The sequence below is a fragment of the Idiomarina solivarensis genome, from assembly GCF_033052755.1.
GTDB lineage: Bacteria > Pseudomonadota > Gammaproteobacteria > Enterobacterales > Alteromonadaceae > Idiomarina.
Genome location: NZ_JAVFHZ010000008.1, coordinates 58,586 through 84,239 on the forward strand (window position 1 = coordinate 58,586; position 25,654 = coordinate 84,239).

The following is a 25,654-nucleotide window of genomic DNA, read 5'->3' on the forward strand; positions in this document are numbered from 1 at the left end:
TCGTAGACGTGCGAATTAATCCGCAAGCGGTTCAGCCGCTAAACAGTCAGCAGCAGGGGCCACAGCGCTCTGCGCCAGAAGAACAGCAACGTCAGGTTAAAACGCCGACGGAAGTTGCTGCGTCTCGGCAAGTGGTGCCTGATGCCCGACAAAGTCAGCGGCGTGCGGATCGGTGGGAGTCATTGAATACCTTTTACGATGAACCACCACAACGCTCTCAAAAAGCACTCCATGCGTATCAAACTATTGCGTTAAGTGAGAAAAGAGAGCAAATCACGTCAATGTTCGGTGTTGATGTTTACGCTTGAGTGAGGTCTGTTATGAAAAAACTATGTACAGCAATAATGGCACTGGCGATGGTTGGGTGCTCAACCTTTCCCGACGAAATTGCGACGGAAAATGAAGACGCCCTGGTGAGTTACAAAGTCGCTAAACACCAGGGAGAAAAGGTTGAAGGTGAACCAGCTCGTTGGGGCGGGGTTATTGCGGATGTCCGCAACGCTGAAGACCACACGGTTCTCGAAATTGTCAGTTTCCCGTTAAAACGCTGGGGTCGTCCTCTGGTCAGTGATAACAGTCAGGGCCGTTTCTTAGCGGTGGTTGACGACTTTATCGATCCAGGTGTGTACAAACAAGGACGCTCAATGACGTTTATAGGCCGTATCGGCGAGACGCAGCAGGGAAAAATTGGTGAATACGTTTACACATACCCTGTCATTGAAGCTACCGGCCATTATCTTTGGGATGTTGAAAAGCAGAGAAGCCAGGTGGAAATTGACTACTCACCACTTTGGTTCCGCCACAACTTCTATTCGCCTTATTACCCATACCGTTATCCTACCGTTCCTGTGCGTGTTCGAGTTGAAGACAATTCAGGAACACCCGCTAAAAGCCGTAATTAATCCGTTTAGCTATGGATTATCGAATGGCTCTGGAACGAGCTACCCCGGTCAGTTATCAACTTGACTGGGGTACGGTTAAGGGGTTGTGCTGGGGCGACCCGAGCAACATTCAGGTTATAGCAACCCATGGCTGGTTAGATAACTGCCACAGCTTTCTGCCTGTAGCCAACTACTGGTCGCCTGACAACGGCGGCTTTTTAGTATTAGACTGGCCCGGGCACGGTCACAGCGATCATCGGCCCGTCGGTAGCTATTATCATTTTATTGATTACGCCTATGACTTATGGCATTTAATTCAACAGCAAGACTGGCAACAGGTCACTTTGTTAGGCCATTCTATGGGTGGTTTTGTCAGCAATGTCGTCGCGGCTTTATGTCCTGAACGAATTCAGAAACTGATAGTCATTGAAGCCTTTGGTTTGTTAGTGTCTGACGGAGCAAACGCAAGCGATCAACTGAAACAAGGCTTCCTAAGCCGAAGAAAGCTCCAGACGCCTCGTTGGCGAGGCTATGCGAATCTCGACTCTGCAGTAGAAGCACGCGCCGCTCAAGCCGACTTTTCTGCTGACCTGGTCAGACTGATAGTGGAACGTGGTTGCGAACGGAACCCCGATGGCCGCTGGTATTGGCGTGCCGATGCCAGAGTGAAGACCGTGTCCGCTTATCGATTACCAAGCTCGGCAGTGGACGACATTCTGGAAGAACTGACTATGCCGGTTATCGTAGTGCGCGGGAGCGACGGCTATGAGAAGTTGGAAGACGCGTTAGAAAGGTGGCAGGATAAAGTGACCAATTTGAGTTGCGTGACGCTAAAAGGTGGACATCACGTACATATGGAACAACCTGAAAAAATAGCCGAACTGCTTTAATCGCACGTTTAGCCGTTGGTAACGACTAGGATTAACTGGTCGGATATGCGATGATTGCGGCATTAAAATAACGATAAATACTGAGAGGCGGAGCCTTTTATGGAAAAAATTTGGCTGAAAAATTACCCAGCAGGCGTTCCGGAAACCATTGATCCGGATCATTTCGCGTCGTTGGTTGATATTCTGGAACAGTCTATTGAGAAATACGCCGAAAAAACGGCTTTCGTCAATATGGACGCTGAAATGAGCTTCAAAGAGCTGGGTCAGAAGTCGAAACAGTTTGCGGCTTACCTGCAAAGCCGGGGCCTTAAAAAAGGCGATGCTGTTGCGGTTATGATGCCTAACTTATTGCAGTATCCAGTCGCCTTATTTGGTATTTTAGCGGCGGGAATGACAGTGGTTAACGTTAATCCGCTTTACACCCCGCGTGAGTTAAAGCACCAGCTGACCGACTCACAAGCAAAAGCTCTGGTTATTTTAGAGAATTTCGCGCACACCTACGACAAAATAAAAGATGAAGCGCCGCTTGATTTTGTCTTGACCACCCAAATTGGCGATCAACTGCCCATGCACAAGCGATGGTTAGTTAACTTGGTGGTTAAGTACATAAAGCGCATGGTGCCGTCTCATGACTTAAAAGAGGCTGTTAGCTTAAATCAGGCAATGGCCAAGGGCGCCATGATGGACTATCAACGCCCTGAAGTGAGAGGCGATGATATTGCGTTTCTGCAGTACACCGGCGGAACAACAGGTGTTGCGAAAGGTGCCATGTTATCTCATCGGAATATGGTGGCAAACCTCGAGCAAGTGTCTGCTTGTATTACCCCTATTATGAATGACGGTGAAGAGACCATCATTACCGCATTGCCGCTTTATCATATCTTTGCGTTAACGGCGAACTGCCTGACCTTTATTAAGCATGGCGGTAAAAACGTTTTAATTACCAATCCACGAGACATGCCTAACTTTGTTAAGGAACTGAACAAGTATCCTTTTTCAATGATTTCGGGTGTGAATACGTTATTTAACGGCCTGCTGAATTCCAAAGGCTTTAAAGACGTCAACTTCTCTAATCTGAAAATAGCTCTGGGTGGCGGTATGGCCGTTCAGAGAGCCGTAGCAGAAGAGTGGGAACGAGTAACAAAATCACGCTTGCTGGAAGGCTATGGCTTAACAGAGTGCGCGCCGGTGGTTACCGTTAACCCTTACGACATAGAACATTACACTGGCAGCATTGGTTTACCGGTGCCGAGCACGGATGTGCGTATTGTCGATCCTGAAACGCGTGAAGAAGTGCCTTTAGGTGAGCCTGGCGAGCTGGAAGTGAAGGGGCCGCAGGTTATGGTCGGTTATTTAAATCGTCCTGATGCTACGGCTGAATCCATTAAAGACGGCTGGTTTGCTACCGGCGATATGGCAACCGCAGATGAGCGTGGTTACTTTAAAATTGTGGACCGTAAAAAGGACATGATTTTAGTGTCAGGTTTTAACGTGTACCCGAATGAGATTGAAGACGTGTTAGCGGACCATCCTAAAATTCTTGAGTCCGCTGCTATCGGGGTACCGCACGAGTCGTCCGGTGAAGTGGTAAAAGTTTTTATTGTGGCTAAGGATAAATCACTGACAGAACGTGAAGTTATCGACTTTTCACGCGAAAATATGACTGGGTATAAAGTGCCTAAACTGGTCGAGTTTCGCGACGAACTGCCTAAATCAAACGTCGGTAAAATACTTCGCCGCGAGTTACGCGACGAGGAAGACGCTTGACTACTCCGCTGAACCTACCCGAGTCGGTGCGTGAGTACCGACTCGTTACAGCCACTCAAGAACTAGAAAGCCTTTGTGAACAAGCGAAAGATTGTGGCTGGTTTGCTATTGATTCCGAGTTTGTTCGCGAGCGGACGTATTATGCTCAACTGGGCTTATTGCAGATACACGCGAACGGCACCACTGCAGTGATTGATCCGCTCGCCGATATCGACTTAGAGCCTTTATGGCAACTGATAGCCGACGATAGCATCGAAACGGTACTCCATGCCGGTGGTGAAGATATCGAGTTGTTTTTCCAGCAAAGCAATGGTCGCCAGCCCAAGCGTATTTTCGACAGCCAGATAGCTGCCGGTTTTTGTGGTCTGGGTGATTCTATGGGTTACGCCCGTTTGGTTGACGCACTGTTTGATGGCGTTGAGCTGGATAAAAGCTTGTCACGCACCAACTGGCTCAAGCGCCCGTTAAGTGACGAACAACTCGATTATGCTGCCGCTGACGCGAGCTATCTGGCCGTGATGTACCCTTATTTAAAAGCCTTATGTGAAGAGAGAGGCTGCTTGGATATTGTGTACGAAGAATCACAAATTCAGGTACGTAAACGTACACAAACCTGGCCTGATGATTTGCTGTATTTAGCCGTGGGTAATGCCTGGCAATTAAACGCACGCCAGCTAGCCGCGTTAAAAATTCTAACGCCATGGCGCTTGCACAAAGCGCGCGAACGGAACATTCCTCTGGGCTTTATTGCCAAAGATGGCATATTACTGGAGCTTGCCCGCAGGATGCCGCAAAGCGACGATGAGTTAGCCCGAGTTCCAGATTTAGCGCCTATGTCACGAAAGTACTCGGGCCGCGACATTATTCGCTGCATTCAGCAAGCACAACAAGTGCCTGAATCCGAGTGGCCTGATACGCTTGAGCGCCTAGATGACATGGAAGGCTATAAGCCGACTTTTAAAGCCATTAAAAAATCGGTTTCTGAACTGGCTGAATCTTTACAAGTGCCTGTGGCATTGGTGGCTTCACGCAAGCAAATCAATGATTTTATTGTCTTTCATTGGCAGTACTCAGCGCAACAACGGCAGCGTTTACCTCAACCCGACTTAATGATGGGTTGGCGTCAGCAAGCAATTGGGGCAGAATTACAGGCTACAATGACCTAACGATTGTAATTGAATCGAGTCCCATTCAGGAGAACCGCCATGCTGTGTGATGTTTATCGCAGCTTAAAAAAAGCCGATACCTACCTCTACCTACCTCACGGTAATGAATTTGACGATGTACCCGACGTCTTGTGTGAGCAGTTCGGTCGCGCCGAAAAGGTTTTGACAATAAACCTGGCGAAGCGTGAACAGTTGGCTCGTTTAACAGTCGAAAAGTTACAGGAACATTTGCATAACGATGGTTTCTATTTGCAGTTACCACCGAAACGAGAGGAACTTCAATGCTAACAAACACAATAAAAGTGACAGGGCTGGCCTTATTTTCAGCTTTCTCATTCGCCCTGAACGCGCCTGCGTTGGCTTATCAGGAGTCGGGCGAACAGTCTGAAGCCACGGCTGAGAACGCGGTTAAACAAAAGTTTGTCAATTACGTTGAAGCTCTGAAAGCCGAAGCGATAGAAAAAGGTTATAAGCCAGAGACCTTAGATAAAGCTTTTGCCGACGTTGAATATTATGAACGTGCGGTGGAGCTCGATAAAAACCAGCCAGAGTTTAAGCTCACGCTGGACACTTATTTACCCCGGGCGGTTCCAGACTGGAAAGCTGAAAAAGCATTGGAAAAATACAATGAACACAAAGAGCTGCTGGATAAAGTGGGTAAAGAATACGGCGTACAGCCACGCTTTATTGTTGCCTTGTGGGGTATAGAAACCAACTTCGGTTCCTATACTGGCGGTTTCGATGTGGTTTCTGCGTTAACGACTCTGGCCTTCGACGGCCGCCGTGAAGCATTCTTTAAAAAGCAGTTATGGGAAGCTTTAACCATTATTGAAGAAGGTCATATAGCCCCTGAACAAATGGATGGATCATGGGCCGGTGCCATGGGGCAAACCCAGTTTATGCCAAGTTCTTTTATGAGTTACGCGGTCGATTACGACAACGACGGCAAAAAAGACATTTGGGGTAGCTACCCTGATGTGTTCGCTTCGGCGGCAAACTACTTGAGCTCGGTTGGCTGGCGCGAAGACGTGACCTGGGGCCGACAGGTACAGTTGCCAGAAGGCTTCGACGAGTCACTGGCCGGGCTGGATACCAAGAAAAAGCTTGCCGAGTGGGCTGACTTAGGCATTACCCGCTTTGATGGGTCGGAATTGCCGACTCGTGACGACATTGTGGCCTCGGTGGTGATTCCTGACGACAAAGAAGGCCGGGTTTATCTGGCATACGCTAACTACGACGCGCTCATGCGTTGGAACCGTTCGCACTACTTTGTGGCTGCGGTTGGCTATTTGTCGGATCGCATTCGCTTTCCGCGGTAATACGACTTGTCTGTACTAATGAAATGGTATGAACAGCCATTGCACACGTTAACCCATGCTCAATGGGAAGCGTTGTGCGATGGCTGTGGGCAATGCTGTTTAAATCAGTTGCAGGACGAAGAAGATAATCTCTATTCCACAAACGTGGCCTGTCGTCTATTAGATACCGACACCGCCACGTGTAGTGACTACGCGCGCCGCAGCGAGCGTGTACCCGCCTGTGTTACGTTGACCCCTGATAACCTAAACGATGTGTATTTTATGCCTGCCAGCTGTGCTTATCGGCTACGGGCAGAAGGGCAGCCTTTACCTCAGTGGCATCCGTTACGACATGGGGGCAGTAAAGAGCCGATGCAAAAAGCCGGCTATCATGTGGCCGGCCATTGTGTGAGTGAAGTTAAATTTAAAGGTGACCTGGAAGATCGAATAGTCACCTGGCCCTTGTAAGGTGAAAGCTAGCTGAGGCTATTTGTGGTAAAGCACAAAGCTGTCTTTTTTCTTAAACGACGCAAGAATGTGGCACAGCGTGACAATAACGCCAATAAGTAAAAAACCGGCAAAAATCACCGTCATCCATCCTGGCATACCTAACCCCATAAACTGCCAGTCAATATCACCACATAAGCCCGGTGCGGCAAACAGGCCCGGCATCCATTCGTGCAGTGGTGCCCAGCTGGGGAAATTAGGGGCGCTTTCACACACCGCAAAAAACGCATTTTTAGAGGTCTGTAAGTCCCAGTGGTCGTAAGCAACTAACAAGCCCTGATAGCTACTGTAAAGCCAACCAAGTAAAGCGGCCCAGCGAGTCAGCCAAAAGCCTGAGCCAAATAAACCCACAATAGCTGCTAAACCAATACCTAGCACAGCCATACGTTGATACACGCATTTTACGCAGGGTTCTAGGTCCAGAACCATCTGAAAATAAAGTGCTGCCGCTAACAGCCCTGAACAGCCTATAAACAACAATAACCAGGCAAACGGTTTGTTAGGCCACCGACCCACAGATAGCATGATGATTTTCCTTAAGAAACCGTAAAAAACGTAGAAACCATACCCAAATAGCGCCGTGTTGTCGATATAAAGCCCGAAGTTATCTTGTCCGACCTCACAGAAGGCTGCTAGAATCCGTTTATTAGTTAGCACACAGGCGGGAATATGATAATAAAAGCGAAAAGTCCGGCGGGTTTTGCCGAGGAGTATATCGTAAAATCTATCTGGAACGGGCATTTTGCCCCCGGCACTATTTTACCCGCCGAGCGTGAACTGTCTGAACTTATAGGCGTAACGCGCACGACCTTGCGCGAAGTGCTGCAGCGCCTGGCTCGTGATGGCTGGCTAACCATTCAGCACGGAAAGCCCACTAAAGTGAATAACTTTTGGGAGACCTCCGGCCTGAATATTTTAGAAACCTTAGCGCGCCTGGACGAAGACGGCATGCCAGAACTGGTTGATCAGCTGCTGTCTGCAAGAACTAACATTAGCGCCATTTATATTCGTGCCGCTATTCGTCATAACCCGCAGCGCGTTATTGAGCTGCTGGAACCCACCAGCAAGCTGGAAGACAACGAAAAGACCTTTGCCGAATTTGACTATCAGTTAAACCACGATTTAGCCATGGCCTCCGGGAACCCCATATATGTTCTGGTGCTGAACGGCTTTAAAGGCCTGTACTCGCGCATTGGTCAGTATTACTTCTCGTCGCCAGAAGCTCGCCAATTGGCCCGCGACTACTATGACAACCTGATTACCGTTGCCCGCGAGGGTGACTTTAACGAGTCGGTAAACCTGGTGCGCCGCTATGGTTATGAGTCTGCTGAAATTTGGCATAGCCTGCGCGGTGATATGCCGAATGACTTGGTGGATTGACACCTTTTTTTAAGTGTATGGCGAGTTCATATTGTTTATGAGCTTGGCGAGATTGATGCTGCCAACACGATAATTTACGCTAGTGAGACTAATGAACTTGAACCGGAAGAAGCGGATGGCATTCTCGAAGTGAGTAGTTAGGCAACTATCCCAATGACCAAGCAGTTGAATTAGGTTATAGAAGATATATGAAGAGTCCATTACTAACAGGCTTCGGAGTGGCTGTCGGTGTAGCTGTATATGAAGTGTTGACTCATGGTTTGTCAGGTGCCGACTGGTACCGGGCTATTTTTGTTGGCGTATTCTGCGGACTCGTTTTTGCACTTTATGAATTAGTTAGACCCAGACCACAACGTTAAATTCCTCATTAAAAGTAGAACAGAGTGCAAAGGATAGTTCTATGACAGAAAAAGACATCGCGAAAACAATTAATAAGCACAGCATAAAAGCAATAGCCGCTGTGATCATAATCACATTGATTGCGGAAGTTTTAGACATCTACTTTTTTAATGGTTATTTCCTTTCACCAATATGGATTGTCTTATTGGCTATTGGAGGCTGCCTGTACGTCTTTCAAAAGGTATTGGTAGAGCTGTTCGTAAAAGATGCATCGCAGAAGAGCTTAAATGCCAAAAAATAAGCCTAAATTTTAACCATCACCTGCCGATATTCTGTTACGGGTTATACTGAAACCAAGCTATAACCGATTTTTCAGGAACAACATCATGTCTATTATCTCAGGCAATAGCACTTCTGTAACAGGCACGGGCAAGCAAAGCACCAGCAGCGTAAAAGCGGATGACGGCCGTAATGCTAAAGAAACGGCTCCGAACTCTAAGCAGGCACAAAATGCTGCTATTTTGCGTGCTCATGAAAAGGTATCACTAAACAGTAATAATGAGTCGCTCAGCTTACTGTACAAAACCGCGCTGGAAGGGATTAACGCTGAGCTAGAGCCGATAATGGGTAAAAATGCTGTGCAGAAGACTTATGACGACGGTACGGATACCTCACCCAAAGCCACGGCTGAGCGTATTGTTTCCTTTGCCACCAACTTTTACAGCCGCTACAAAGAGATGAACCCGGGCGAGTCTGAAGAAGAAACACTGAATAACTTTTTGGAAATTATTGGTGGCGGTATTGAAAAAGGTTTCACCGATGCTAAAAATATTCTTAGCCGTTTAAAAGTGTATGAAGGGGATGTCGAAAGCGATATCGACAAAACCCATGAGCTTATCACGCAGGGGCTCGACAAGTTCCGCGAAAAAATGCTGGAACTGGCCGAGAAACCAAAAGAACCAGAGGACAGCACTGAGGCTAACGCTTAACCTCAGTACCGGTCGGTTATTAGTCTGCGCTAATGCCAATTTCCATAGCAATGCGTTCGCCGTCTACGGAATCAACGTCTTTGGGCTTCAATACACGCACCCTATCAGCCGCGATAGGGTTTTCAGCATCTGAGTTGACCAAAGCCTTGTTTACCGCTTGCGCGCGAGCGTTGCCGAGAGCTCTAAGATCGGCCTCCGTAACCGGTTGAGCAGCAATAACCTTTTCAGCCAGGTAGTTACGATAGGCCAGGGCATCAAATTGCTCTTCTTCGGTGAAGCTCGCCTTTACCGCCTCTAGGTCGGTTTCCGGATAGTTTTTCGTGAACATTGCCTCAACTAACTCTTGATTAGACTCAGCAGTCAGACTGGGGGTGTCTGCGTCCTCGGCCGCCTTAGTCAAACGTTGCTGCAGTACGTTAATGGCTTTTTCCTGTCGCAGGGCCGGACCATCAAACTGCCGACTGAACGGGCCGGCAAGTTCCAGCGCCAGTGCCGGGCGCTTGTTGAGAGCCTCGCGCAGTTTAGCTATACGTTGTCGCTGGGGCGGAAGCAGGTCAGCACGTCCGGCAAGAAATTCGATTCTGCCAAGTTCTTTTGAGTCAGCACCGACAAGGTTCGCCAGAAAACTGAAGGGCGCTGTAACGACAGAAGTGATGGCGTTACCAAGGGCTTGCTGAATGACTTCACCGAAGTCAAATTTCGGGTTGCCGACATCGCCGCTTACCGGCAGAGTAAGGTCAATCACACCATCGCTGTCCTGCAGCAAAGCAATAGCCAAATCTAATGGCAGGTCCATCGCATTGCTGGATTCGACTTTTTCGCCAAGCTTCAGGTCATGAAGCACCAGATTATTTTTGCCATCAAGTTTCTTATTGTCGATGATATAGTCGAGGTCGAGATCCATGGTGCCGTCGGCTATTTTGCGGCCGGCGAAATCGACGGTATAGGGTGAATACTCAGGTACCTGTAGGTTGCGGAACCTTAAATGTACATTCGTCTGGCGGGTGGGATGCCAGGCATGGATAGCGCCGTTTACTTGTGCCAGGCCGTATTGTGCAACTTCACCCTCTAGCGTCACATTGGCCGGCTGGTCCGATTTAGAGCTCAAGGTTGAGACCTCGCCATGTAACGCATGAATTTTGGTGGCGAAGGGAAGCGGCAGAGAGTTATCAGAGAAATGAACAGCTCCGTCGGCCAGCTCAACGCCTTCAATAGTGACGGTAAACGGAGACGTTTCCTTGTTTTTATTTGTGCTGTTTTCTTCCTGGCGCTGAGTCAACAATTGTCCGAAGTTGGTGGTTTGATCTTCATAAATGATGATCCGACCGGACAAACCTTTAATTTTAATGGGGCCGGTTTTAACGTGTGTGTCTTTAATGTTCAGATCCAGCTGTTTGGCCTGAAGGCTCTGCCAGCCAATCAGCGTTTCATTGTTAGCTGTCTTACGTATATCCAGCGTGTTGATATCGGCAGAGCCTTTGTAGGCAAAGGGTTGTTGTTTACTGGTGTTGATCTGCCCTTTTACGCTTAATGTACCGCTATTGAGTTGTACCTTTGCGAACTGTTGCAGATAAGGAGTGGCTTGCTTCAGTGCTAGTTCATTGATGCTGGCATTGCCCTCCAGCGCCGTATTCGGCAGTAGTTGCATAGTGCCGTCGAAGTTCAGCCTACCGCCTGCTGCAAGCTGCCCGTTCAAGCGTACCGGGAAGTTGGTGTTTTTTTGCAGCGCGAAGTCTTTCACGGATAGGTCGATATTCTGCAGTGCCAGCGACACTTGTTGAGGTTCGGTGCCGTCCTTCGCCGTTGCCGCCTTCAAATTGTCAGCGAAGCGCAGAACACCGTCGTTTAAGTTAAAACTGTTTATTTTTAAAGCTGGCAGTGTTGCCGGTTTATCGTCTTTCGGCTCTTCGGCAGGCTGTTCGGGCAGACGCGATAAGCGAGTTTCGCCCGAAGCGAAGCGTTCTTCCTGAAGCACGGGGTGGTCAAGCCGGATGGTTTCAAGCACCCAGGCTCCTTCAATAATGCTTGACCAGGCCAGGTCAATGAACAGCTTGTCCCAGCCGAGCAACTTTCTCTTGTCGATGTCATTAAGCTCAAGTCCGTTAATTTCGAGCGTCAGCGTGTAAGGGTTAGCATGCACAGACTTTATGCTAAGCTCGCGGTTAAAGTCTTCTTTAGCGGTATTTACCGCCACATACTGAATAGCCCAGGGCACGGCAAAAAAGCCCAGCAATGTGTACAAAACGACCAAGGCAAGCAGCCAGAACCGAATTCGGCGTGGAGAAGCCCACTTCTCTTTTAGATAATTGCAAAACCGGCTGAATGAGCTGCTCTGCATAATGTAACCCCTTTAAAAAGTCCAATATTGCACAGTGTAGACGCCTATAAGCGCAGCGTCACTCTTCGTGTTTGTGTGTAAGGTAGATACTTGGAGTGCTACGTTTTTATTTGCTACATGACATAGCTTATTGTTGTGTTTGTTTTTTAACCCGTTTAAAGTCAGTTAGATAGGTTTATGAGTTGGATATTGTACGGCTTCGCGCTTTGCGTTAAGTCATTCTAATGAAACGAGGGATATTAAATTGAAAGTTACTTTAAGAGTGCTGCTCGCGCTGTTTTGTCTTTTTGCCGCTATAGCATGCTATATCCTCGGTGTTCCTGCTGGAGGGGGCATATTTCTCCTGCTCGGGTTTGTCCTTGAAGGTCTATTCTGGTTTGGCTTATTTGGCCGGAAAAAACGGCAGGGGTCTGCTCATTAGACTCAGGCGCTCGGCGGCCGTTTTTTAGGCGATGCGGCAGTAATCAGTTTCATTTGTCTGGAATGGGTTCAGCGTCAGCTGTGAGCAAACCAACAGACCCAAACGTAATTATTGCATCCCGCAATAGAGCAAGATACTGTCAATGCCAAACTAGCTTTCAAGGAGCTCTCCATGCGTAGCTGGATTTATACGTTATTTACCGTTTTTCTGCTTGGACTGACAGCACCGAGCTTCGCTGATGACGACGTTCTGGAATACGATGCCCGTTTAAGTGGCTACTCTTACCCTTTTGAGGTTCATGTTTTTGAGTTTGATAGCCAAAGACAAAAACTGGAAATGACCTATATGCATTTACCCGCTGAAGAAGGGCAGCCAACCGTCTTGCTGTTGCATGGCAAGAACTTTGCCGCCGATTACTGGGAACATACTGCTAACTATCTTCATGAAAAAGGCTACGGCGTTCTAATGCCAGATCAGATTGGTTTTGGTAAGTCCTCTAAGCCAGCGCATTACCAGTTCTCGTTCGAGGCTTTGGCGAATAATACAAAGGCGTTGGTGGAGTCGCTGGGAATCGATAAAGTGACGGTGATGGGACACTCTATGGGCGGTATGCTTGCCACTCGCTTTGCGCTAAACCATGACCGTATGGTTGAAAAACTGGTGCTGGTTAACCCCGTCGGTCTGGAAGATTATCTGCGCTATGTAAAATACAAGGACCCAGCCTTCTTTTATGAAAAAGAGCAAGGTAAAACTATTGAGCAAGTTAGGGCCTATCAGCGAAAAAACTACTATGACGGCAACTGGTCTGAAGATTACGAAGCGTTGATTAAAATTCACGAAGGCTGGATAAACGGCGACGACTGGGATCAGGTAGCCTGGAACAACGCGCTGACCTACGACATGATTTTTACCGGTAACGTGTCTAACGAGTTTGATCAGTTAACCGTGCCGACCCATTTAATTTTGGGTACCCGCGACACCACTGGACCGGGCCGTGGCTGGAAAAAAGAAGGCGTCGATTATGAACTCGGCCGCTACGGTCAACTGGGTGAAATTGCTGTTGAGAAAATTCCGGACGGCTATTTGTACGAGCTGGAAGGCCTTGGCCATATGCCGCAGTTTGAAGCTTTTGGTCGTTATCGTGAGCAGTTGGATAAAATCTTTTGATTTTCTTTAAAGGAACGAATAATAGAGTCAGCAGGCTCCTCTCTTATAGGATAAAAGTAGGAATTCCCCCGACTTTTAACCGAAAAATCGGGTAAACTAATGTGGTGATTTTAATGAGGTTGTTAAAACTAAAATAGGTGACTGATGTTTAAGAAATGGGGGCTAATAACTTTAGCCATTGTGGGTTTATCGGGCTGTTCTTCTATTTTTCAAAACCCAGAAGCAGAGTTTGAATCTTTAGTTAAAACCAACGGTTTCTATTACTCCGAAGGGAACTCAAAAGCAAAAAAGGCAATTGAAGAGCAATTAGCTAAGTTTAATCTAAACTCAGATTCCCTGAGCTCGGCTTCAGCCAGCAACAGATTCGCTACTCTTACTTTCGATGATTTATCCGAAAATCGGCTTACCTACATTATAGGGTCAGGAAGCATCGTAGACGGTAAAGTAGATAAGCAGTCTATTGAGAAAAAAGTGAGTAGCAATTATAGAGTATCTAGTGATCAGAATGGCGGTTACAGAATTAGGTTTTATGAAAATACAGGCAGTTTGCATTCTGACTATTTATTGCGAGCCAATAGTAAAGGTGAAATTAGAAATTATACATTTATAGCTAAGTAGTTATAAATGCTGATGAATCTAACTGCTGACATGATCGGTAAGTTTTTCATATAAACGAAACCCTTAAAGGAAAAAAATGAAGTTTAAAATTTTAACTATAAGCCTTGTATCTCTTTTTATTTCGGCGTGCGCCTCAACAACGCAAAAAGTTAGCGGGCTGAACTGTCGACCCTCTTTAGTCGATAACAAAGACGGGACTATCACAGATACGGAAACTAATTTAATGTGGGCAGCGAAAGATCACTTTTATGAGACTCTTACCGGGGGGACTCGTTGGGTTGGTTGGGACGGAGCAATGTCTAAGGCAGAAAATAGTGAAGTACAAGGCTATACAGATTGGAGAGTACCAACTGAAAAAGAGTTGATGACGATTCTGAATAGTAATTGTAAATCTCAAGGCACTAAAATAGTTGAAAGGTTCTCCATATCAATGTCACCTTTATTTGGTCATCCTACTTATCCTATTTTTTGGACATCTGTAGAAAAAGATGAAAGAGCAATCGTAGTCGACTTTGAAGAAGGCACCGCCAGAGAAGCTCCAAAAGAAGCGGGGAATACAGTGCGTCTTGTTCGGGACATTGATTAATAACAATTAATAAAAAAGGCGCCGGTTGGCGCCTTTTTTAATCATTCACAAGTTTGCCTTAAGCAAAGTTCTTGTTCACGAAGTCCCAGTTTACCAGCTTCCAGAAAGCTTCTAAGTAGTTAGGACGAGAGTTGCGATAGTCGATGTAGTAAGCGTGTTCCCACACATCAACGGTTAACAGTGGCTCTACACCGTCGTGCGCAACGGGGGTATCTGCATCGTCGGTGTTAAACAGGTCAACAGAGCCGTCAGATTTTTTCACAAGCCATGTCCAGCCAGAACCGAAGTTGCCAGCAGCGCTTGCGTTGAACTCTTCTTTAAACTTGTCGAAAGAACCGAATTTAGAGTTAATTGCATCAGCAATTGCGCCTGTTGGTTCACCGCCGCCGTTCGGGCTTAAGCAGTTCCAGTAGAAGGTGTGGTTCCATACTTGTGCGGCGTTGTTGAACAGTCCGCCTTTTTCAGACTTGATGATGTCTTCCAGAGATTTGCTCTCAAGGTCAGTACCTTTAACGGCGTCGTTAAGCTTGCTCACGTAAGTGGCGTGATGCTTGCCGTAATGATATTCCAGAGTCTCTTCTGAAATGTGTGGTTCCAGAGCGTTTTTCTCAAATGGAAGAGCTGGTAGTTCAAATGCCATAATTTTCTCTCCGTAGTTCTTTTTGTGTGCAAATTTGCGACTCGCACTTTAATTTGTGCAAGTTTTTTCTTCTTCTACTCTACGTTATATAGGGCTGACCAGATTGCTTTTCAAGGAAATCTTTCAATTTAGGACAAAACTTTCTAGGCTGTGTTAAAATACCCGAGTGTTTTAATCAACCATTATTATTAAGCAGAGGTGTTATGGAAACGGTTGACAGAATTAAGCAGCAAATCGAAGAAAACCCAATCTTGTTATACATGAAAGGCTCTCCGAAGTTGCCTAGTTGTGGTTTCTCTTCTCAAGCATCACAAGCCTTAATGGGCTGTGGTCAGGCGTTTGCTTACGTCGATATCCTGCAAAACCCGGATATTCGTGCTGAGCTGCCTAACTACGCTAACTGGCCGACATTCCCGCAGCTTTGGGTTGAAGGTGAACTGGTTGGCGGTTGTGATATTATTATGGAAATGTTCCAGAATGGCGAACTGCAGCAGTTGGTTTCAGAAGTTGCCGAGCGGCACCCAGAGCCGTCAGCGGAATAGCAAAGAGCCATCGGCTGAATAAAGTTTAAGCAAAGAGTAGACAATCCGTAGTGAAAATAGCGGATGCCCTTGTTTTTTGTTCGTGGTATCCCCATCACTACAGGTGAAGCTTTAACACTCAACATTAGATGGAGAGAATCGATGTCTGTATTAGTAGGTCGTAAAGCACCTGATTTTACTGCAGCAGCAGTATTAGGCTCAGGTGAAATTGTTGAAGATTTTAAATTGTCAGATGCTATCAAAGGCAAAAAGGCTGTTGTTTTCTTCTATCCGTTGGACTTCACTTTCGTATGTCCTTCTGAGCTTATCGCTTTTGATAAGCGCTTAGACGAATTCAAAAAACGTGGTGTAGAAGTGATTGGTGTTTCAATTGACTCTCAGTTCACTCACAGCGCATGGCGTAACACTGCTACTGACGCTGGCGGTATCGGTCAGGTGAAATACCCACTGGTTGCGGACGTTCGTCACAGCATCTGTAAAGCGTACGACGTAGAGCACCCAGAAGCCGGTGTTGCATTCCGTGGTTCATTCTTAATTGATGAAGACGGTATGGTTCGTCACCAGGTCGTTAACGACTTGCCATTAGGCCGTAACATCGACGAGATGCTGCGTATGGTTGACGCGCTGAACTTCCACCAGAAACACGGCGAAGTTTGCCCAGCAGGCTGGGAAGAAGGTAAAGAAGGTATGAAAGAGAACGCAGAAGGCGTTGCTTCTTACCTGTCTAAAAACGCTGACAAACTGTAAGCGTTAGCAGAATCTAAAAAGCCGCTCAATTGAGCGGCTTTTTTTATGTCTTACGGTTTATCTTCAGGTTTTGTTGGCGGCCAGCCCCCCAACTCCTTCCAGCGGTTAATCATCCAGCAGTACAGTTCTGCAGTGCGTTCGGTGTCGTACAAGGCTGAGTGTGCCTGTTTACTGTCAAACTCTATACCGGCGGCCTGGCAGGCTTTAATGAGTACCGTTTGCCCTAAGGTCATTGCCGCCAGCGAGGTGGTGTCAAAACTTACGAACGGATGAAACGGATTACGCTTCAGGTTGGCGCGTTCGGCAGCAGCCATGACAAAGCTGTGATCAAAGTTGGAGTTATGCCCGACTAAAACGGAGCGTTGGCAGCCCGCGGCTTTTTGCGCTTTGCGTATGGGCTTAAACAGCTCACGTAGTGCTTCGCCTTCGTCCACCGCTCCACGCAACGGGTTGTGCGGATCAATGCCGTTAAAATCGATAGCCGCCTGTTCAATGTTGGCACCCTCAAAGGGCTCTACATGGTAATGAACAGAATCCACAGGTTTTAGTAGCCCGTTTTCGTCAAAATCGAGCAGTACGGCGGCAATTTCCAGTAACGCATCGGTTTTGGCGTTAAACCCCGCGGTTTCAACGTCGACAACCACCGGCATGTACCCTCGAAAGCGTTGTTTCATAAGCGACTCTGAGCTGTCAGACATAGGATTCCCGTAGTGACTGTAAGATAAGCCCATTATGCCAAAGATAGACGCATTCTGCTTGCAGAAATACTAAAGCAACCGCAATGCGTGCCGATAAAGGCGTATCAGAAATAAATCAGGGGCGCTTATGAAAAATCGGCCGGTGTTGACTGCTGCTTCAGTTGCTTTGCTGCTATTTACAGCGCAGGGACAAGCAAATTCAGTCAGGCATTACAGTGCAAACCTGGATAATTCCGCCTGGCAGATGAGCGAAGAGAACCGCTTAACCTGCGAAATGGAGCATAAAATCCCCCGTTACGGTAAAGTCTTTTTTCAAAGCGAAGCGAGCAAAGAGCTTAACTTGCGAATGAAGATGGAAATGCGGCAATTACCCGATGGTTACGGTGTTTCAGCTATTGAGTCGGTTCCACCGCGCTGGCAGCCGGGTGAGTCCAGTTACCGTATTGGCAGCATGAAGCTGTACAAACAGTTTGATGGTGAGCTGCGTAAGCAATTGGCGTGGACACTGCTTAAAGAACTGGAGAAGGGACGCTACCCAACCTTTTTCTACAGTGATTGGTACAACAATCGAGATCAGGTGGCCGTTTCCTTGTCATCCGTTAATTTCCGCAATGCTTACGATGAGTTTATGACTTGTGTGAACGCTCTGTTACCCTTCAGCTTTGATGATATTGCGTATACCGTTCTGAATCATGAAGCGGAGAGCGAAAAATTGACGTTGACGTCGCAGCGGAAGTTGAAACAGATTAGCGACTATCTACAAGTTGATAGTAATCTGGAGCTTGTTTTAGTGGATGCGTATACCGATTCACTTGGCGCTCGCGAACCGAATCAGGCATTAACTGAGCAGCGGGCGCAAGAAATTGAACAGTTCTTTATTGAGCGGGGTATAGATAAAACGCGCATTAAAACTGTGGGTCATGGTGAGGACCGGCCGATCAAGTCTAACGACAATGAGCTCAACCGCCAGATTAACCGGCGCGTCATAGTGCAGTTAACCAAACCATCGCCGATTGAGCTGTAATAAGCTCAATCGCTGGTTTTGTCCTTAAACTCGCACAAATCCTCAATAACGCAGGAACCACAGCGCGGTTTGCGGGCTATGCAGGTGTAACGGCCATGCAGAATTAACCAGTGGTGTACATCGACCTTAAACTCAGCCGGCACCACTTTTATCAGTTTTTCTTCTACTTCTTTGACGTTTTTACCCGGTGCCAGTTTAGTGCGGTTAGACACCCGGAATATGTGTGTGTCCACGGCAATAGTAGGCCAGCCGAAAGCCGTGTTTAAAACTACATTAGCGGTTTTACGGCCAACGCCCGGTAAGGCTTCTAATGCTGCTCGGTCTTCCGGTACTTTACCGCTGTACTCTTCCACCAGAATTTTACAGGTTTTGTAGGCGTTTTCTGCTTTTGAATTGAATAGCCCAATGGTTTTTATGTACTCTTTGATGCCGTCAACCCCCAGTGCCAGCATGCTTTCTGCGGTGGGCGCAGCAGGGAACAGTTTGCGTGTGGCCTTATTAACACCAACATCGGTTGCCTGTGCCGATAACAGTACGGCAATCAGCAATTGAAACGGAGAGTTATATTCCAATTCGGTGGTTGGGTTGGGGTTGTTGTCCCGTAACCGGCTTAAAATTTCGTAACGTTTGTTTTTATTCATAGTCAGTCATTTTTGTTAGGCAGTGACCCGTGCACGGGTAACGGTTTTCTTCTCTGCCCGAGCGCTTAGTACGGCGTCAATTTTATTTTTTAAGGCAATGATAAAGCCCATGCCGATAAACGCTCCGGGCGGCAGTATGGCCAGCAGTAAAGGGTAATCAACGGTGAACAGTTCAATTCGTAATTGTGCTGCCCATTCACCCAGGAGCAGCTCGGCGCCATCAAACAATGTGCCGTTGCCAATAATTTCGCGCATTGCGCCTAATACCATCAGCACTAACGCAAAGCCGACGCCCATGGCCAGCCCGTCAAACGCGGCCCGCTGCCAGGGATTTTTAGAGGCATAGGCTTCGGCACGACCAATAATGGCACAGTTCGTCACAATGAGTGGAATGAAGATACCCAGCGACTGATACAGCTGAAATACGTAGGCGTTCATTAATAATTGAATAATGGTCACGAAGGTAGCGATAACCATAACAAACACCGGAATGCGAATTTCCGAAGGCACAAAACTGCGAACCAGAGACACGGTAATATTAGAGCCGACTAACACGAATAAAGTGGCTAAGCCTAAGCCCATAGCGTTGGTTACTGATGCCGTTACCGCTAATAATGGGCATAAACCCAATAGCTGTACTAATGCTGGGTTGTTTTCCCATAGGCCTTGTTTGGTAAGGTTTTTATATTCGTTCATTGCTGCCCCTCCCGACACTGAGGTAAGTCGGCATTAAATAAAACGTCTGCTTGTTGCTGAAGTTTTAGCGTCGCGCGTTTCACGGCAGAAACCACAGCGCGTGGTGTAATGGTCGCGCCGGTAAATTGATCAAACATGCCTCCGTCGCGTTGCACCGCCCAGCGAGTATCGTCCTGACCGCGAATACGTTTTCCCGCAAAGCTTTTTATCCAGTTACTTTTTTCAACTTCTATTTTGTCGCCAAGCCCCGGAGTTTCCTGATGTCGCAGGGTTCTTACACCCAGTAATTCGCCTTCAGGCTTAATGGCCAGTAATAAACGAATGGCACCGGAATACCCATCGGGCGCGATAATTTCGGCCGCCAGGGCGGTAGGCTTATCGTTGACCCAGGCGCGATACAAAGGTTGTGCTTTGCTGCTGCCAAGAGCCGGATCTTTAAGCAACCGGCATGACTGATACAAATCGTTATCGTGCATAGTCGGAGGAATTAATTGATTTAACGTGCGTAGTACCTGTTGCTGTTGTTGTTTTGCAATTTCATCTTCGGTGAGAATTTGCACGCCAATAACCAAAGCGGTGGCAACAACGGCAAAGGCGGCCAACAATAAGCCATTTTTCTGCATACTGTTAAACGTCATATTTGTCTCCGTGGCCGTATACGGTAGGCCGTGTGTAACGGTCTATAAACGGTACGCACATATTGGCAAGCAGTACGGCGAAAGCGACGGCATCGGGATAGCCACCCCAGGTGCGAATAACAAAGATTAAGAAGCCAATCAGTAACCCAAAAATAACGCGACCTCGGTTGGATGTGGCCGCTGATACCGGATCGGTTGCAATAAAGAAAGCCCCCAGCATGCTGGCACCGCTTAACGTGTGTACGATAGGTCCGGGCATAAGGTCTGGCGCAAAAATATGAGCGACAAATGCGGGAATGCAGAGTCCACCAAGAAAGCCGAGTGGAATGTGCCAGCTAATAATGCGCTGTTGAATGAGTAACAAGCCGCCGACAAAAAAGCCGAGGTTTATCCACTGCCAACCGGCTCCGGCAAAATAACTGAACTCTGGCCCTTTATAAATTTCGGTTAGTGTATAGCCGCGAGTCAGTTCTGTTTTTATGGTATCCAGCGGGGTGGCCATGGTTACGCCGTCTATGCCTGCACGCAGTTGCTCGACGCTGTAACCCGAGGGTGTGTATTCAAACAGAATGGTATGCAGTGTTTGCCACAAGGTGAGCGAGTGCTCACTAATGGTTGAAACGGGCAACCAGTTAGTCATTTGCACTGGAAACGAAATTAATAGCAATACGTAGCCCGCCATTGCGGGATTAAACAGGTTTTGTCCCATGCCACCATAAACCTGTTTGACCACCACAATAGCAAACAGAGTCCCAATAACAATGATCCACCAGGGCGCAAGTGACGGAATACTGATGGCTAATAAAATGGCCGTAACAATAGCGGTATTGTCGCGCAAAGCGGAAAAAGCCGGGCGCTCGCGAGCTATAGTACAAGCCATTTCGGCTAACACGGCGGTGCCCACTGCAAGTAAAATTTGGAACCATACGCCGGGTCCCAAAAAATAACTTTGTAGCAATACACCGGGAACCAGTGCGTAACAGACCCAGCGCATCATCTCGCTGGTGGTGCGTTGATTATGCCCGTGGGGTGATGACGCAATTCTGAAACTCATGACTCATTTCCTTTGGCTGAGTTGCTTTCATCTGAACTGTCTTTAGCTGCCTGAGCGGCCTTTTTGGCTTTTGCACGGGCAATGGCAGCTGCAACCGCCGCCGATTTACCTGCAGGCTTTTCACTGCTGTCTTCGTTACCTTTGTTCTGGTCGGCCGGTTTTTCCTGTTGTGCTTTTTCACGTGCTTCCGCCGATTTACGATGGCGCTCCAAACGCTCCTGCTTTTCACGCTCCAGCCGTTCCTGACGCGCTTCAAAACGTTTACGGGCTTGCTCCGCTTTGGCTTTTTCACGGGCGAGGTTGCGTACTTCTGCCTTCGCTTTGCGGTAATAGTGAACCAGCGGAATTTCGCTGGGGCAGACATAAGCGCAGGCACCGCACTCAATACAATCGAACAAATTGTGTTTTTCCAGTTCGTCGTAGTCTTTGGCTTTGGCTAACGACTGCAATTGCTGCGGCTGTAGGGTGGCAGGACAAACATCAGAGCAGGCACCACAACGAATACAGGCTAGCTCCGCTCCCGGAGAGGGAAGTTCCTGCTCGGTTGGCGCCAAAATGCAGTTGGTGGTTTTAATGACTGGCACTTCAGTACTGGGCAGAGTAAAGCCCATCATCGGGCCGCCCATAATAATTCGCTGTTTCTTTTCCGGAGTGAAGCCGGATTCGTTCAGCAAGTGCTGAATGGGGGTGCCCAATAACGCCCAGACGTTTCCGCGTTTCTTAAGCGACTCACCGGTTAGCGTCACCACCCGTTCTAATAAAGGTTCACCATGTATTATGGCGCGCTTAACCGCATAGGCCGTACCGACGTTTTGCATTAATAAGCCAATGTCCATGGGCAATTTTCCGCTGGGAACCTGATGACCGGTAAGTAGTTCAATCAGCTGTTTCTCGCCACCGGAAGGGTATTTGGTTGGAACGACTTTGAGTTCTATTTGTGTGTCGTCGTCAATGGCAGCGGCTATGGCTTTTATTGCTTCGGGCTTATTGTCTTCAATAGCAAGTAAAACTGAATTGCAGCGAGTGATGTACTGCAATATACGAGTGCCGGCAATAATGTCGTCGGCATGTTCCTGCATTAACCGGTCGTCGGCGGCGATGTATGGTTCACACTCAACACCGTTAATAATTAAATGTTTGAGCGGTTTTTGTTGAGCGAGTTTTTGCGCGGTAGGGAACCCCGCGCCACCTAAGCCGGCGATACCCGCTTCTTGAATCAGTTCCAGTAAGCGCGAAACTTCAACGTCGTGATAGTCGGGTAAGGCGTGTTTGTTACCCCAGCGGTCTTCGCCGTCAGGTTGGATAACCACGGCTTGCTCCGGCAAACCGGATGCATGCGCAGTAGGGCGCTCTTCAATAGCAGCGATAATGCCTGAAGTGGGCGCGTGCAAGGGTAAACCCTGACTCATACCTGCTTCGGTCAGGCGCTGGCCTTTATCCACGTGCTCACCTACCGCAACTAAAATTTTCCCGGAGGGGCCAATGTGTTGGCGAACCGGCAGAATCAACTCTTTGGGTAGCGCAAGCTTCCTTATGGGCTGACTGCTGGCTGGCTGTTTACGCTCGGGCGGATGAACGCCGCCCGGGAAATGACCAATAATACCGGTATCAAACGTGCGGTTTGCGGTTTGTCGCTCGCTCATTCCACCACCTTTACCGGAATGCTGTTGGCTTTGATGTTTTCTTTCACGGAGTCTAGATCCCACTGCCAGGTTTCGGGTTGTGTTTTAACTGCCACCATATCAATACAGTCTACCGGACAGGGTTCAACGCACAGGTCACAGCCCGTGCATTCGTGTTCAATAACCGTGTGCATTTGCTTTGCTGCGCCTAAGATGGCGTCAACCGGGCAAGCCTGAATGCATTTGGTGCAACCAATGCACTCGTCCTCGCGAATTACCGCGACTTTTTTAACGTCTTCCTCGCCATGCGCATCGTCAAGCGGTTTTGCTTCAACGCCCATTAAGTCGGCTAATTGTTTGATGGTCGCTTCGCCGCCGGGAGGGCACTTGTTGATATCGTCGCCATCGGCAATAGCCTGTGCGTAGGGGCGGCAGCCAGGGTAACCACACTGGCCACACTGAGTCTGTGGCAGAATGTCATCAATTTGATCGACAATAGGATCGCTTTCGACACGGAACTTAACCGCGGCAAAGCCGAGAATCACCCCGAATATCAGCGCTAATAAGCCCAGCGCAATAACGGCTCCGAATAAACTCATTAACCGCTCACCAATCCACTAAAGCCCATAAAGGCAAGAGACATAAGCCCTGCGGTGATCATCGCAATAGCTGAGCCTTTAAACGCCACCGGAACGTCGGCGGCAGCTAAGCGCTCGCGCAGAGCTGAGAATAAAATCAGTACCAGAGAAAAGCCAATGGCGGCGCCTAAACCATAAACAATGGATTGCACAAAGTTGTGCTGCTCGTTGACGTTCAGCAAAGCCACGCCTAAAACCGCGCAGTTGGTGGTAATAAGCGGCAGGAAAATGCCCAGTAAACGGTACAGCGTGGGGCTGGTTTTATGCACCACCATTTCTGTAAATTGTACGACCACGGCAATAACCAGAATAAAACTGAGCGTTTGCAGTGACATTAAGTCCAGCGGTTCTAACAGGTATTGATTGACCAGATAGCTACACACCGATGCCAGTGTCAGCACAAAAGTGGTGGCAGCTGACATACCAATAGCGGTGTCCAACTTGCTGGAAACGCCCATAAACGGGCACAAGCCCAGGAATTTTACCAACACAAAGTTGTTTACCAGCACGGTGCCTATCAGTAGCAGTAAGTAATCGGTCATTTACCTTTCCGGGTACTGTGGTTATTTAAGACCGCATATTATCGGTGTTTTGGCCGCTATAAACAACAGACAGAAGGCAGGTGTTTAGGAGAAAATTTGGGCATTGTCATACTTTCTTCACGAAAATCCGCAGTGAGTGTCATAAAGCCTTGCCAAAGTGGCCCTAACTGAAGCCAATTTGGGTTTTGAACCACATGGTCTTACTCAGTTATTTACAGCGTTTTGATCGCTATTGTTATTGCTTATTCTCTGGTTTACGGGCAAAGGGTATGCCCGGACAAATTGCGTTGCTAACCTCCCGCAGTGGCGACGGTTACGCCTATTTGGTTATTTCCCTAATCGCTTGGTTTACCGATGAATACGGGGATGACTATTTTACTCACCTTCTGCTCGGCTTTTTATTCCAGGTTCCTGTTTACTGGATAATGAAAAACAGTTTTCGCAGGCAGCGGCCCAGTGAGTTAAATTTGTCTTTTGCGGCGCTTATTGTTGCCAGCGATAAATTTAGTTTTCCTTCCGGGCATACCGCTGCTGCGGTTCTTTTTGCCATCATCACCTATCACTATTACCCCACCTCTGGGCTGGTGTGTTTCGCTTGGGCTACCGGCATTGGCGCTTCCCGTGTTGTAGTGGGGGTTCACTACCCTAGTGATATTGTTGCCGGTGCAGTGTTGGCTCTTTTAGTCTCGGAGTTGGTTCTATGAAAATCCTATATGGAATACAAGGCACGGGCAATGGCCACTTAAGCCGCTGCCACACCATGGCGCACGCTTTATCACAGCATGATGTTGATATTGATTACCTAATATCCGGACGGGATGTTAGCGACCTATTCGACATGGACGTTTTTGGGGATTACCAATGGCGTCGCGGGTTATCTTTTGTCACTGAAAATGGCCGTGTGCGCAAAGGAAAAACCGTGTTTCAGAACGACTGGCGGCAACTTTGGCAGGACGTAAGAAGTCTGCCAGTGAAAGATTATGATTTAGTGATTACGGATTATGAGCCGGTGACAGCGTGGGCAGCAAAAAAAGCAGGAATACGATGTATTGGCCTTGGCAGACAGTATGCGTTTCAGGAACCGGAGCTATTTAGCCGCTTGTCGTGGTGGCAACAGCAGCTGATATCGTCTTTCGCTCCTTGCTCTGATCCTGTGGGAATGCATTGGTTTACTACCGGGAATACGGTTCCACCAGTTGTCAGGCCTGAAGAAAGTAACGGGGGCGGCCTGATGCAGCGAGTGGTTGTGTATTTGCCTTTTGAAGATCCAAGGCACATTATCGACCAATTACAGCCACTTGATAACTATGAGTTCTCGATTTTTCATCCAAAGCTAACCCGGCAGTCATTAGGACATATTGAGTGCTACTCTCCCTCTCGGGATAAATTTTCCGCTCATTTTAGTAAAGCGTCCGCTGTTTTATCGAATGCTGGCTTTGAAACCAGTTGTGAGGCTTTGAGTCAGGGAAAATCGCTGGCGGTTAAACCGTTAACTGGGCAGTTCGAGCAGACTTGGAATGCGCGCTTATTGGCAGAGCAGAGCTTAGCCTCTGTTTTGAGGCGAATAGACACCTGTGCAATTGATCAATGGTTAACTGAACGAGAGGCGCAAAGGCTGTATTGGCCAAATGTTGCAGAAGCACTGGCGCAATGGATTGCTGCGGGGGCAACTCGACCAATAGCAGACTTAAGCACTGAGCTTTGGTCCAGAAACGAAAAAACCGCCGTATAGGCGGTTCTTCTGAATGTGGCTCCCCAGGTTGGATTCGAACCAACGACACATGGATTAACAGTCCACCGCTCTAACCAACTGAGCTACTGGGGA

General features: G+C 47.9%; 31 protein-coding genes and 1 tRNA gene. 20 read left to right on the forward strand and 12 right to left on the reverse strand.

The features are described from left to right. Window positions 1-8 precede the first annotated feature (8 nt). The 8 genes from RBK99_RS12385 to RBK99_RS12420 all read left to right on the forward strand — a co-directional run bounded on the left by RBK99_RS12385 (window position 9) and on the right by RBK99_RS12420 (window position 6,470). Window positions 9-308 (forward strand): hypothetical protein, encoded by a 300-nt coding sequence (locus RBK99_RS12385; RefSeq protein WP_317504912.1) that lies wholly within the window; start codon window positions 9-11, stop codon window positions 306-308. Between the two features lie 12 nt (window positions 309-320). Further along, window positions 321-902, forward strand: a complete 582-nt coding sequence (locus RBK99_RS12390; protein ID WP_317504913.1) for a Slp family lipoprotein — start codon at window positions 321-323, stop codon at window positions 900-902. 23 nt (window positions 903-925) lie between these two features. Continuing rightward, window positions 926-1,771: an alpha/beta fold hydrolase gene (locus RBK99_RS12395; protein ID WP_317504914.1), complete on the forward strand. Its 846-nt coding sequence runs from the start codon at window positions 926-928 to the stop codon at window positions 1,769-1,771. A gap of 99 nt (window positions 1,772-1,870) precedes the next feature. Then, a complete protein-coding gene (gene fadD / locus RBK99_RS12400) occupies window positions 1,871-3,538 on the forward strand; it encodes a long-chain-fatty-acid--CoA ligase FadD (protein WP_317504915.1) in 1,668 nt (555 codons plus the stop codon). Further along, window positions 3,535-4,704, forward strand: a complete 1,170-nt coding sequence (rnd, locus tag RBK99_RS12405; RefSeq protein WP_317504916.1) for a ribonuclease D — start codon at window positions 3,535-3,537, stop codon at window positions 4,702-4,704. Before fadD ends, rnd begins: the two co-directional genes overlap by 4 nt. A 39-nt stretch (window positions 4,705-4,743) precedes the next feature. Further along, window positions 4,744-4,992: a YcgL domain-containing protein gene (locus tag RBK99_RS12410; protein WP_317504917.1), complete on the forward strand. Its 249-nt coding sequence runs from the start codon at window positions 4,744-4,746 to the stop codon at window positions 4,990-4,992. Then, complete coding sequence (locus tag RBK99_RS12415) at window positions 4,986-6,023, forward strand: lytic murein transglycosylase (protein WP_317504918.1); 1,038 nt, start codon at window positions 4,986-4,988, stop codon at window positions 6,021-6,023. Before RBK99_RS12410 ends, RBK99_RS12415 begins: the two co-directional genes overlap by 7 nt. Window positions 6,024-6,041: 18 nt before the next feature. Then, window positions 6,042-6,470 (forward strand): YcgN family cysteine cluster protein, encoded by a 429-nt coding sequence (locus RBK99_RS12420; protein WP_317504919.1) that lies wholly within the window; start codon window positions 6,042-6,044, stop codon window positions 6,468-6,470. 18 nt (window positions 6,471-6,488) lie between these two features. Here RBK99_RS12420 and dsbB read toward each other — a convergent pair whose 3' ends face one another. After that, window positions 6,489-7,034: a disulfide bond formation protein DsbB gene (gene dsbB, locus RBK99_RS12425; protein WP_317504920.1), complete on the reverse strand. Its 546-nt coding sequence runs from the start codon at window positions 7,032-7,034 to the stop codon at window positions 6,489-6,491. A 144-nt stretch (window positions 7,035-7,178) separates the two neighbouring features. Here dsbB and fadR point away from each other — a divergent pair, with 144 nt between their 5' ends. The 4 genes from fadR (at window position 7,179) to RBK99_RS12445 (ending at window position 9,217) form a co-directional block, all read left to right on the forward strand. After that, a complete protein-coding gene (gene fadR, locus RBK99_RS12430) occupies window positions 7,179-7,889 on the forward strand; it encodes a fatty acid metabolism transcriptional regulator FadR (RefSeq protein WP_317504921.1) in 711 nt (236 codons plus the stop codon). Window positions 7,890-8,077: 188 nt separating this feature from the next. After that, window positions 8,078-8,248, forward strand: a complete 171-nt coding sequence (locus RBK99_RS12435) for a hypothetical protein (protein ID WP_317504922.1) — start codon at window positions 8,078-8,080, stop codon at window positions 8,246-8,248. 41 nt (window positions 8,249-8,289) lie between these two features. Beyond that, window positions 8,290-8,529, forward strand: a complete 240-nt coding sequence (locus RBK99_RS12440; RefSeq protein ID WP_317504923.1) for a hypothetical protein — start codon at window positions 8,290-8,292, stop codon at window positions 8,527-8,529. Between the two features lie 85 nt (window positions 8,530-8,614). After that, window positions 8,615-9,217, forward strand: coding sequence for a DUF5610 domain-containing protein (locus RBK99_RS12445; RefSeq protein WP_317504924.1), 603 nt, complete (start codon window positions 8,615-8,617; stop codon window positions 9,215-9,217). 19 nt (window positions 9,218-9,236) lie between these two features. Here the strand turns inward: RBK99_RS12445 and RBK99_RS12450 are convergent, their stop codons facing one another. Continuing rightward, the gene (locus RBK99_RS12450) at window positions 9,237-11,555 is read right to left on the reverse strand and encodes a DUF748 domain-containing protein (protein WP_317504925.1); all 2,319 of its coding nucleotides are present in this window, start codon (window positions 11,553-11,555) and stop codon (window positions 9,237-9,239) included. 592 nt (window positions 11,556-12,147) lie between these two features. On the opposite strand from RBK99_RS12450, the gene RBK99_RS12455 reads away from it, so the two are divergent. The 3 genes from RBK99_RS12455 to RBK99_RS12465 all read left to right on the forward strand — a co-directional run bounded on the left by RBK99_RS12455 (window position 12,148) and on the right by RBK99_RS12465 (window position 14,347). Then, complete coding sequence (locus RBK99_RS12455; protein WP_317504926.1) at window positions 12,148-13,143, forward strand: alpha/beta fold hydrolase; 996 nt, start codon at window positions 12,148-12,150, stop codon at window positions 13,141-13,143. 144 nt (window positions 13,144-13,287) lie between these two features. Beyond that, the gene (locus RBK99_RS12460) at window positions 13,288-13,761 is read left to right on the forward strand and encodes a hypothetical protein (protein ID WP_317504927.1); all 474 of its coding nucleotides are present in this window, start codon (window positions 13,288-13,290) and stop codon (window positions 13,759-13,761) included. Between the two features lie 76 nt (window positions 13,762-13,837). Next, window positions 13,838-14,347 carry an Lcl C-terminal domain-containing protein gene (locus RBK99_RS12465; protein ID WP_317504928.1) on the forward strand — a complete coding sequence of 170 codons (510 nt, stop codon included), beginning with the start codon at window positions 13,838-13,840 and terminating at the stop codon, window positions 14,345-14,347. Between the two features lie 58 nt (window positions 14,348-14,405). On the opposite strand, the gene RBK99_RS12470 is transcribed toward RBK99_RS12465, so the two are convergent. Further along, the gene (locus RBK99_RS12470) at window positions 14,406-14,987 is read right to left on the reverse strand and encodes a superoxide dismutase (protein ID WP_317504929.1); all 582 of its coding nucleotides are present in this window, start codon (window positions 14,985-14,987) and stop codon (window positions 14,406-14,408) included. Window positions 14,988-15,190: 203 nt separating this feature from the next. Here RBK99_RS12470 and grxD point away from each other — a divergent pair, with 203 nt between their 5' ends. Together grxD and RBK99_RS12480 are read left to right on the forward strand one after the other, a co-directional pair. Then, window positions 15,191-15,529, forward strand: a complete 339-nt coding sequence (grxD, locus tag RBK99_RS12475) for a Grx4 family monothiol glutaredoxin (protein WP_317504930.1) — start codon at window positions 15,191-15,193, stop codon at window positions 15,527-15,529. A gap of 141 nt (window positions 15,530-15,670) precedes the next feature. Then, the gene (locus RBK99_RS12480; RefSeq protein ID WP_317504931.1) at window positions 15,671-16,276 is read left to right on the forward strand and encodes a peroxiredoxin; all 606 of its coding nucleotides are present in this window, start codon (window positions 15,671-15,673) and stop codon (window positions 16,274-16,276) included. 50 nt (window positions 16,277-16,326) lie between these two features. Here RBK99_RS12480 and rnt read toward each other — a convergent pair whose 3' ends face one another. Next, window positions 16,327-16,974, reverse strand: coding sequence for a ribonuclease T (gene rnt, locus RBK99_RS12485; protein ID WP_317504932.1), 648 nt, complete (start codon window positions 16,972-16,974; stop codon window positions 16,327-16,329). A 127-nt stretch (window positions 16,975-17,101) separates the two neighbouring features. Here rnt and RBK99_RS12490 point away from each other — a divergent pair, with 127 nt between their 5' ends. Beyond that, the gene (locus RBK99_RS12490) at window positions 17,102-17,998 is read left to right on the forward strand and encodes a flagellar protein MotY (RefSeq protein WP_317504933.1); all 897 of its coding nucleotides are present in this window, start codon (window positions 17,102-17,104) and stop codon (window positions 17,996-17,998) included. Window positions 17,999-18,003: 5 nt separating this feature from the next. Here the strand turns inward: RBK99_RS12490 and nth are convergent, their stop codons facing one another. From nth to rsxA, 7 genes are read right to left on the reverse strand one after another with little or no spacing between them, the layout of a single operon-like run. Next, window positions 18,004-18,639, reverse strand: a complete 636-nt coding sequence (gene nth / locus RBK99_RS12495; protein WP_317504934.1) for an endonuclease III — start codon at window positions 18,637-18,639, stop codon at window positions 18,004-18,006. Window positions 18,640-18,654: 15 nt separating this feature from the next. Further along, window positions 18,655-19,335 (reverse strand): electron transport complex subunit E, encoded by a 681-nt coding sequence (locus tag RBK99_RS12500; RefSeq protein WP_317504935.1) that lies wholly within the window; start codon window positions 19,333-19,335, stop codon window positions 18,655-18,657. Next, window positions 19,332-19,973, reverse strand: coding sequence for an electron transport complex subunit RsxG (gene rsxG, locus RBK99_RS12505; RefSeq protein ID WP_317504936.1), 642 nt, complete (start codon window positions 19,971-19,973; stop codon window positions 19,332-19,334). Before rsxG ends, RBK99_RS12500 begins: the two co-directional genes overlap by 4 nt. Further along, window positions 19,963-21,027, reverse strand: coding sequence for an electron transport complex subunit RsxD (rsxD, locus tag RBK99_RS12510; protein ID WP_317504937.1), 1,065 nt, complete (start codon window positions 21,025-21,027; stop codon window positions 19,963-19,965). Before rsxD ends, rsxG begins: the two co-directional genes overlap by 11 nt. Then, on the reverse strand, window positions 21,024-22,670 hold the full coding sequence (rsxC, locus tag RBK99_RS12515; RefSeq protein WP_317504938.1) for an electron transport complex subunit RsxC: 1,647 nt from the start codon (window positions 22,668-22,670) through the stop codon (window positions 21,024-21,026). The genes rsxD and rsxC overlap by 4 nt, the downstream gene beginning before the upstream one ends. Then, a complete protein-coding gene (rsxB, locus tag RBK99_RS12520; protein WP_317504939.1) occupies window positions 22,667-23,248 on the reverse strand; it encodes an electron transport complex subunit RsxB in 582 nt (193 codons plus the stop codon). Before rsxB ends, rsxC begins: the two co-directional genes overlap by 4 nt. Continuing rightward, a complete protein-coding gene (rsxA, locus tag RBK99_RS12525; protein WP_317504940.1) occupies window positions 23,248-23,829 on the reverse strand; it encodes an electron transport complex subunit RsxA in 582 nt (193 codons plus the stop codon). Before rsxA ends, rsxB begins: the two co-directional genes overlap by 1 nt. Window positions 23,830-24,023: 194 nt before the next feature. On the opposite strand from rsxA, the gene RBK99_RS12530 reads away from it, so the two are divergent. Together RBK99_RS12530 and RBK99_RS12535 are read left to right on the forward strand one after the other, a co-directional pair. Beyond that, complete coding sequence (locus RBK99_RS12530) at window positions 24,024-24,533, forward strand: phosphatase PAP2 family protein (RefSeq protein WP_317504941.1); 510 nt, start codon at window positions 24,024-24,026, stop codon at window positions 24,531-24,533. Next, window positions 24,530-25,561, forward strand: a complete 1,032-nt coding sequence (locus RBK99_RS12535; RefSeq protein WP_317504942.1) for a glycosyltransferase family protein — start codon at window positions 24,530-24,532, stop codon at window positions 25,559-25,561. The genes RBK99_RS12530 and RBK99_RS12535 overlap by 4 nt, the downstream gene beginning before the upstream one ends. Window positions 25,562-25,577: 16 nt before the next feature. Here RBK99_RS12535 and RBK99_RS12540 read toward each other — a convergent pair. Beyond that, window positions 25,578-25,654: transfer RNA gene (locus tag RBK99_RS12540), tRNA-Asn, on the reverse strand.

Excerpts from the sequence above, each read along its gene's own strand:
- RBK99_RS12450 (WP_317504925.1), bottom strand. The coding sequence starts at position 11,555 with ATGCAGAGCAGCTCATTCAGCCGGTTTTGCAATTATCTAAAAGAGAAG.
- RBK99_RS12465 (WP_317504928.1), top strand. The coding sequence starts at position 13,838 with ATGAAGTTTAAAATTTTAACTATAAGCCTTGTATCTCTTTTTATTTCG.
- RBK99_RS12395 (WP_317504914.1), top strand. The coding sequence starts at position 926 with ATGGCTCTGGAACGAGCTACCCCGGTCAGTTATCAACTTGACTGGGGT.
- RBK99_RS12530 (WP_317504941.1), top strand. The coding sequence starts at position 24,024 with ATGGTCTTACTCAGTTATTTACAGCGTTTTGATCGCTATTGTTATTGC.
- rsxC (WP_317504938.1), bottom strand. The coding sequence starts at position 22,670 with ATGAGCGAGCGACAAACCGCAAACCGCACGTTTGATACCGGTATTATT.
- RBK99_RS12410 (WP_317504917.1), top strand. The coding sequence starts at position 4,744 with ATGCTGTGTGATGTTTATCGCAGCTTAAAAAAAGCCGATACCTACCTC.
- fadR (WP_317504921.1), top strand. The coding sequence starts at position 7,179 with ATGATAATAAAAGCGAAAAGTCCGGCGGGTTTTGCCGAGGAGTATATC.
- RBK99_RS12390 (WP_317504913.1), top strand. The coding sequence starts at position 321 with ATGAAAAAACTATGTACAGCAATAATGGCACTGGCGATGGTTGGGTGC.
- rsxA (WP_317504940.1), bottom strand. The coding sequence starts at position 23,829 with ATGACCGATTACTTACTGCTACTGATAGGCACCGTGCTGGTAAACAAC.
- RBK99_RS12460 (WP_317504927.1), top strand. The coding sequence starts at position 13,288 with ATGTTTAAGAAATGGGGGCTAATAACTTTAGCCATTGTGGGTTTATCG.
- nth (WP_317504934.1), bottom strand. The coding sequence starts at position 18,639 with ATGAATAAAAACAAACGTTACGAAATTTTAAGCCGGTTACGGGACAAC.
- RBK99_RS12445 (WP_317504924.1), top strand. The coding sequence starts at position 8,615 with ATGTCTATTATCTCAGGCAATAGCACTTCTGTAACAGGCACGGGCAAG.
- RBK99_RS12480 (WP_317504931.1), top strand. The coding sequence starts at position 15,671 with ATGTCTGTATTAGTAGGTCGTAAAGCACCTGATTTTACTGCAGCAGCA.
- RBK99_RS12435 (WP_317504922.1), top strand. The coding sequence starts at position 8,078 with ATGAAGAGTCCATTACTAACAGGCTTCGGAGTGGCTGTCGGTGTAGCT.
- rsxD (WP_317504937.1), bottom strand. The coding sequence starts at position 21,027 with ATGAGTTTCAGAATTGCGTCATCACCCCACGGGCATAATCAACGCACC.
- RBK99_RS12470 (WP_317504929.1), bottom strand. The coding sequence starts at position 14,987 with ATGGCATTTGAACTACCAGCTCTTCCATTTGAGAAAAACGCTCTGGAA.
- fadD (WP_317504915.1), top strand. The coding sequence starts at position 1,871 with ATGGAAAAAATTTGGCTGAAAAATTACCCAGCAGGCGTTCCGGAAACC.
- grxD (WP_317504930.1), top strand. The coding sequence starts at position 15,191 with ATGGAAACGGTTGACAGAATTAAGCAGCAAATCGAAGAAAACCCAATC.
- RBK99_RS12490 (WP_317504933.1), top strand. The coding sequence starts at position 17,102 with ATGAAAAATCGGCCGGTGTTGACTGCTGCTTCAGTTGCTTTGCTGCTA.
- RBK99_RS12455 (WP_317504926.1), top strand. The coding sequence starts at position 12,148 with ATGCGTAGCTGGATTTATACGTTATTTACCGTTTTTCTGCTTGGACTG.
- rsxB (WP_317504939.1), bottom strand. The coding sequence starts at position 23,248 with ATGAGTTTATTCGGAGCCGTTATTGCGCTGGGCTTATTAGCGCTGATA.
- RBK99_RS12535 (WP_317504942.1), top strand. The coding sequence starts at position 24,530 with ATGAAAATCCTATATGGAATACAAGGCACGGGCAATGGCCACTTAAGC.
- RBK99_RS12420 (WP_317504919.1), top strand. The coding sequence starts at position 6,042 with ATGAAATGGTATGAACAGCCATTGCACACGTTAACCCATGCTCAATGG.
- RBK99_RS12500 (WP_317504935.1), bottom strand. The coding sequence starts at position 19,335 with ATGAACGAATATAAAAACCTTACCAAACAAGGCCTATGGGAAAACAAC.
- rsxG (WP_317504936.1), bottom strand. The coding sequence starts at position 19,973 with ATGACGTTTAACAGTATGCAGAAAAATGGCTTATTGTTGGCCGCCTTT.
- RBK99_RS12415 (WP_317504918.1), top strand. The coding sequence starts at position 4,986 with ATGCTAACAAACACAATAAAAGTGACAGGGCTGGCCTTATTTTCAGCT.
- dsbB (WP_317504920.1), bottom strand. The coding sequence starts at position 7,034 with ATGCTATCTGTGGGTCGGTGGCCTAACAAACCGTTTGCCTGGTTATTG.
- RBK99_RS12440 (WP_317504923.1), top strand. The coding sequence starts at position 8,290 with ATGACAGAAAAAGACATCGCGAAAACAATTAATAAGCACAGCATAAAA.
- rnt (WP_317504932.1), bottom strand. The coding sequence starts at position 16,974 with ATGTCTGACAGCTCAGAGTCGCTTATGAAACAACGCTTTCGAGGGTAC.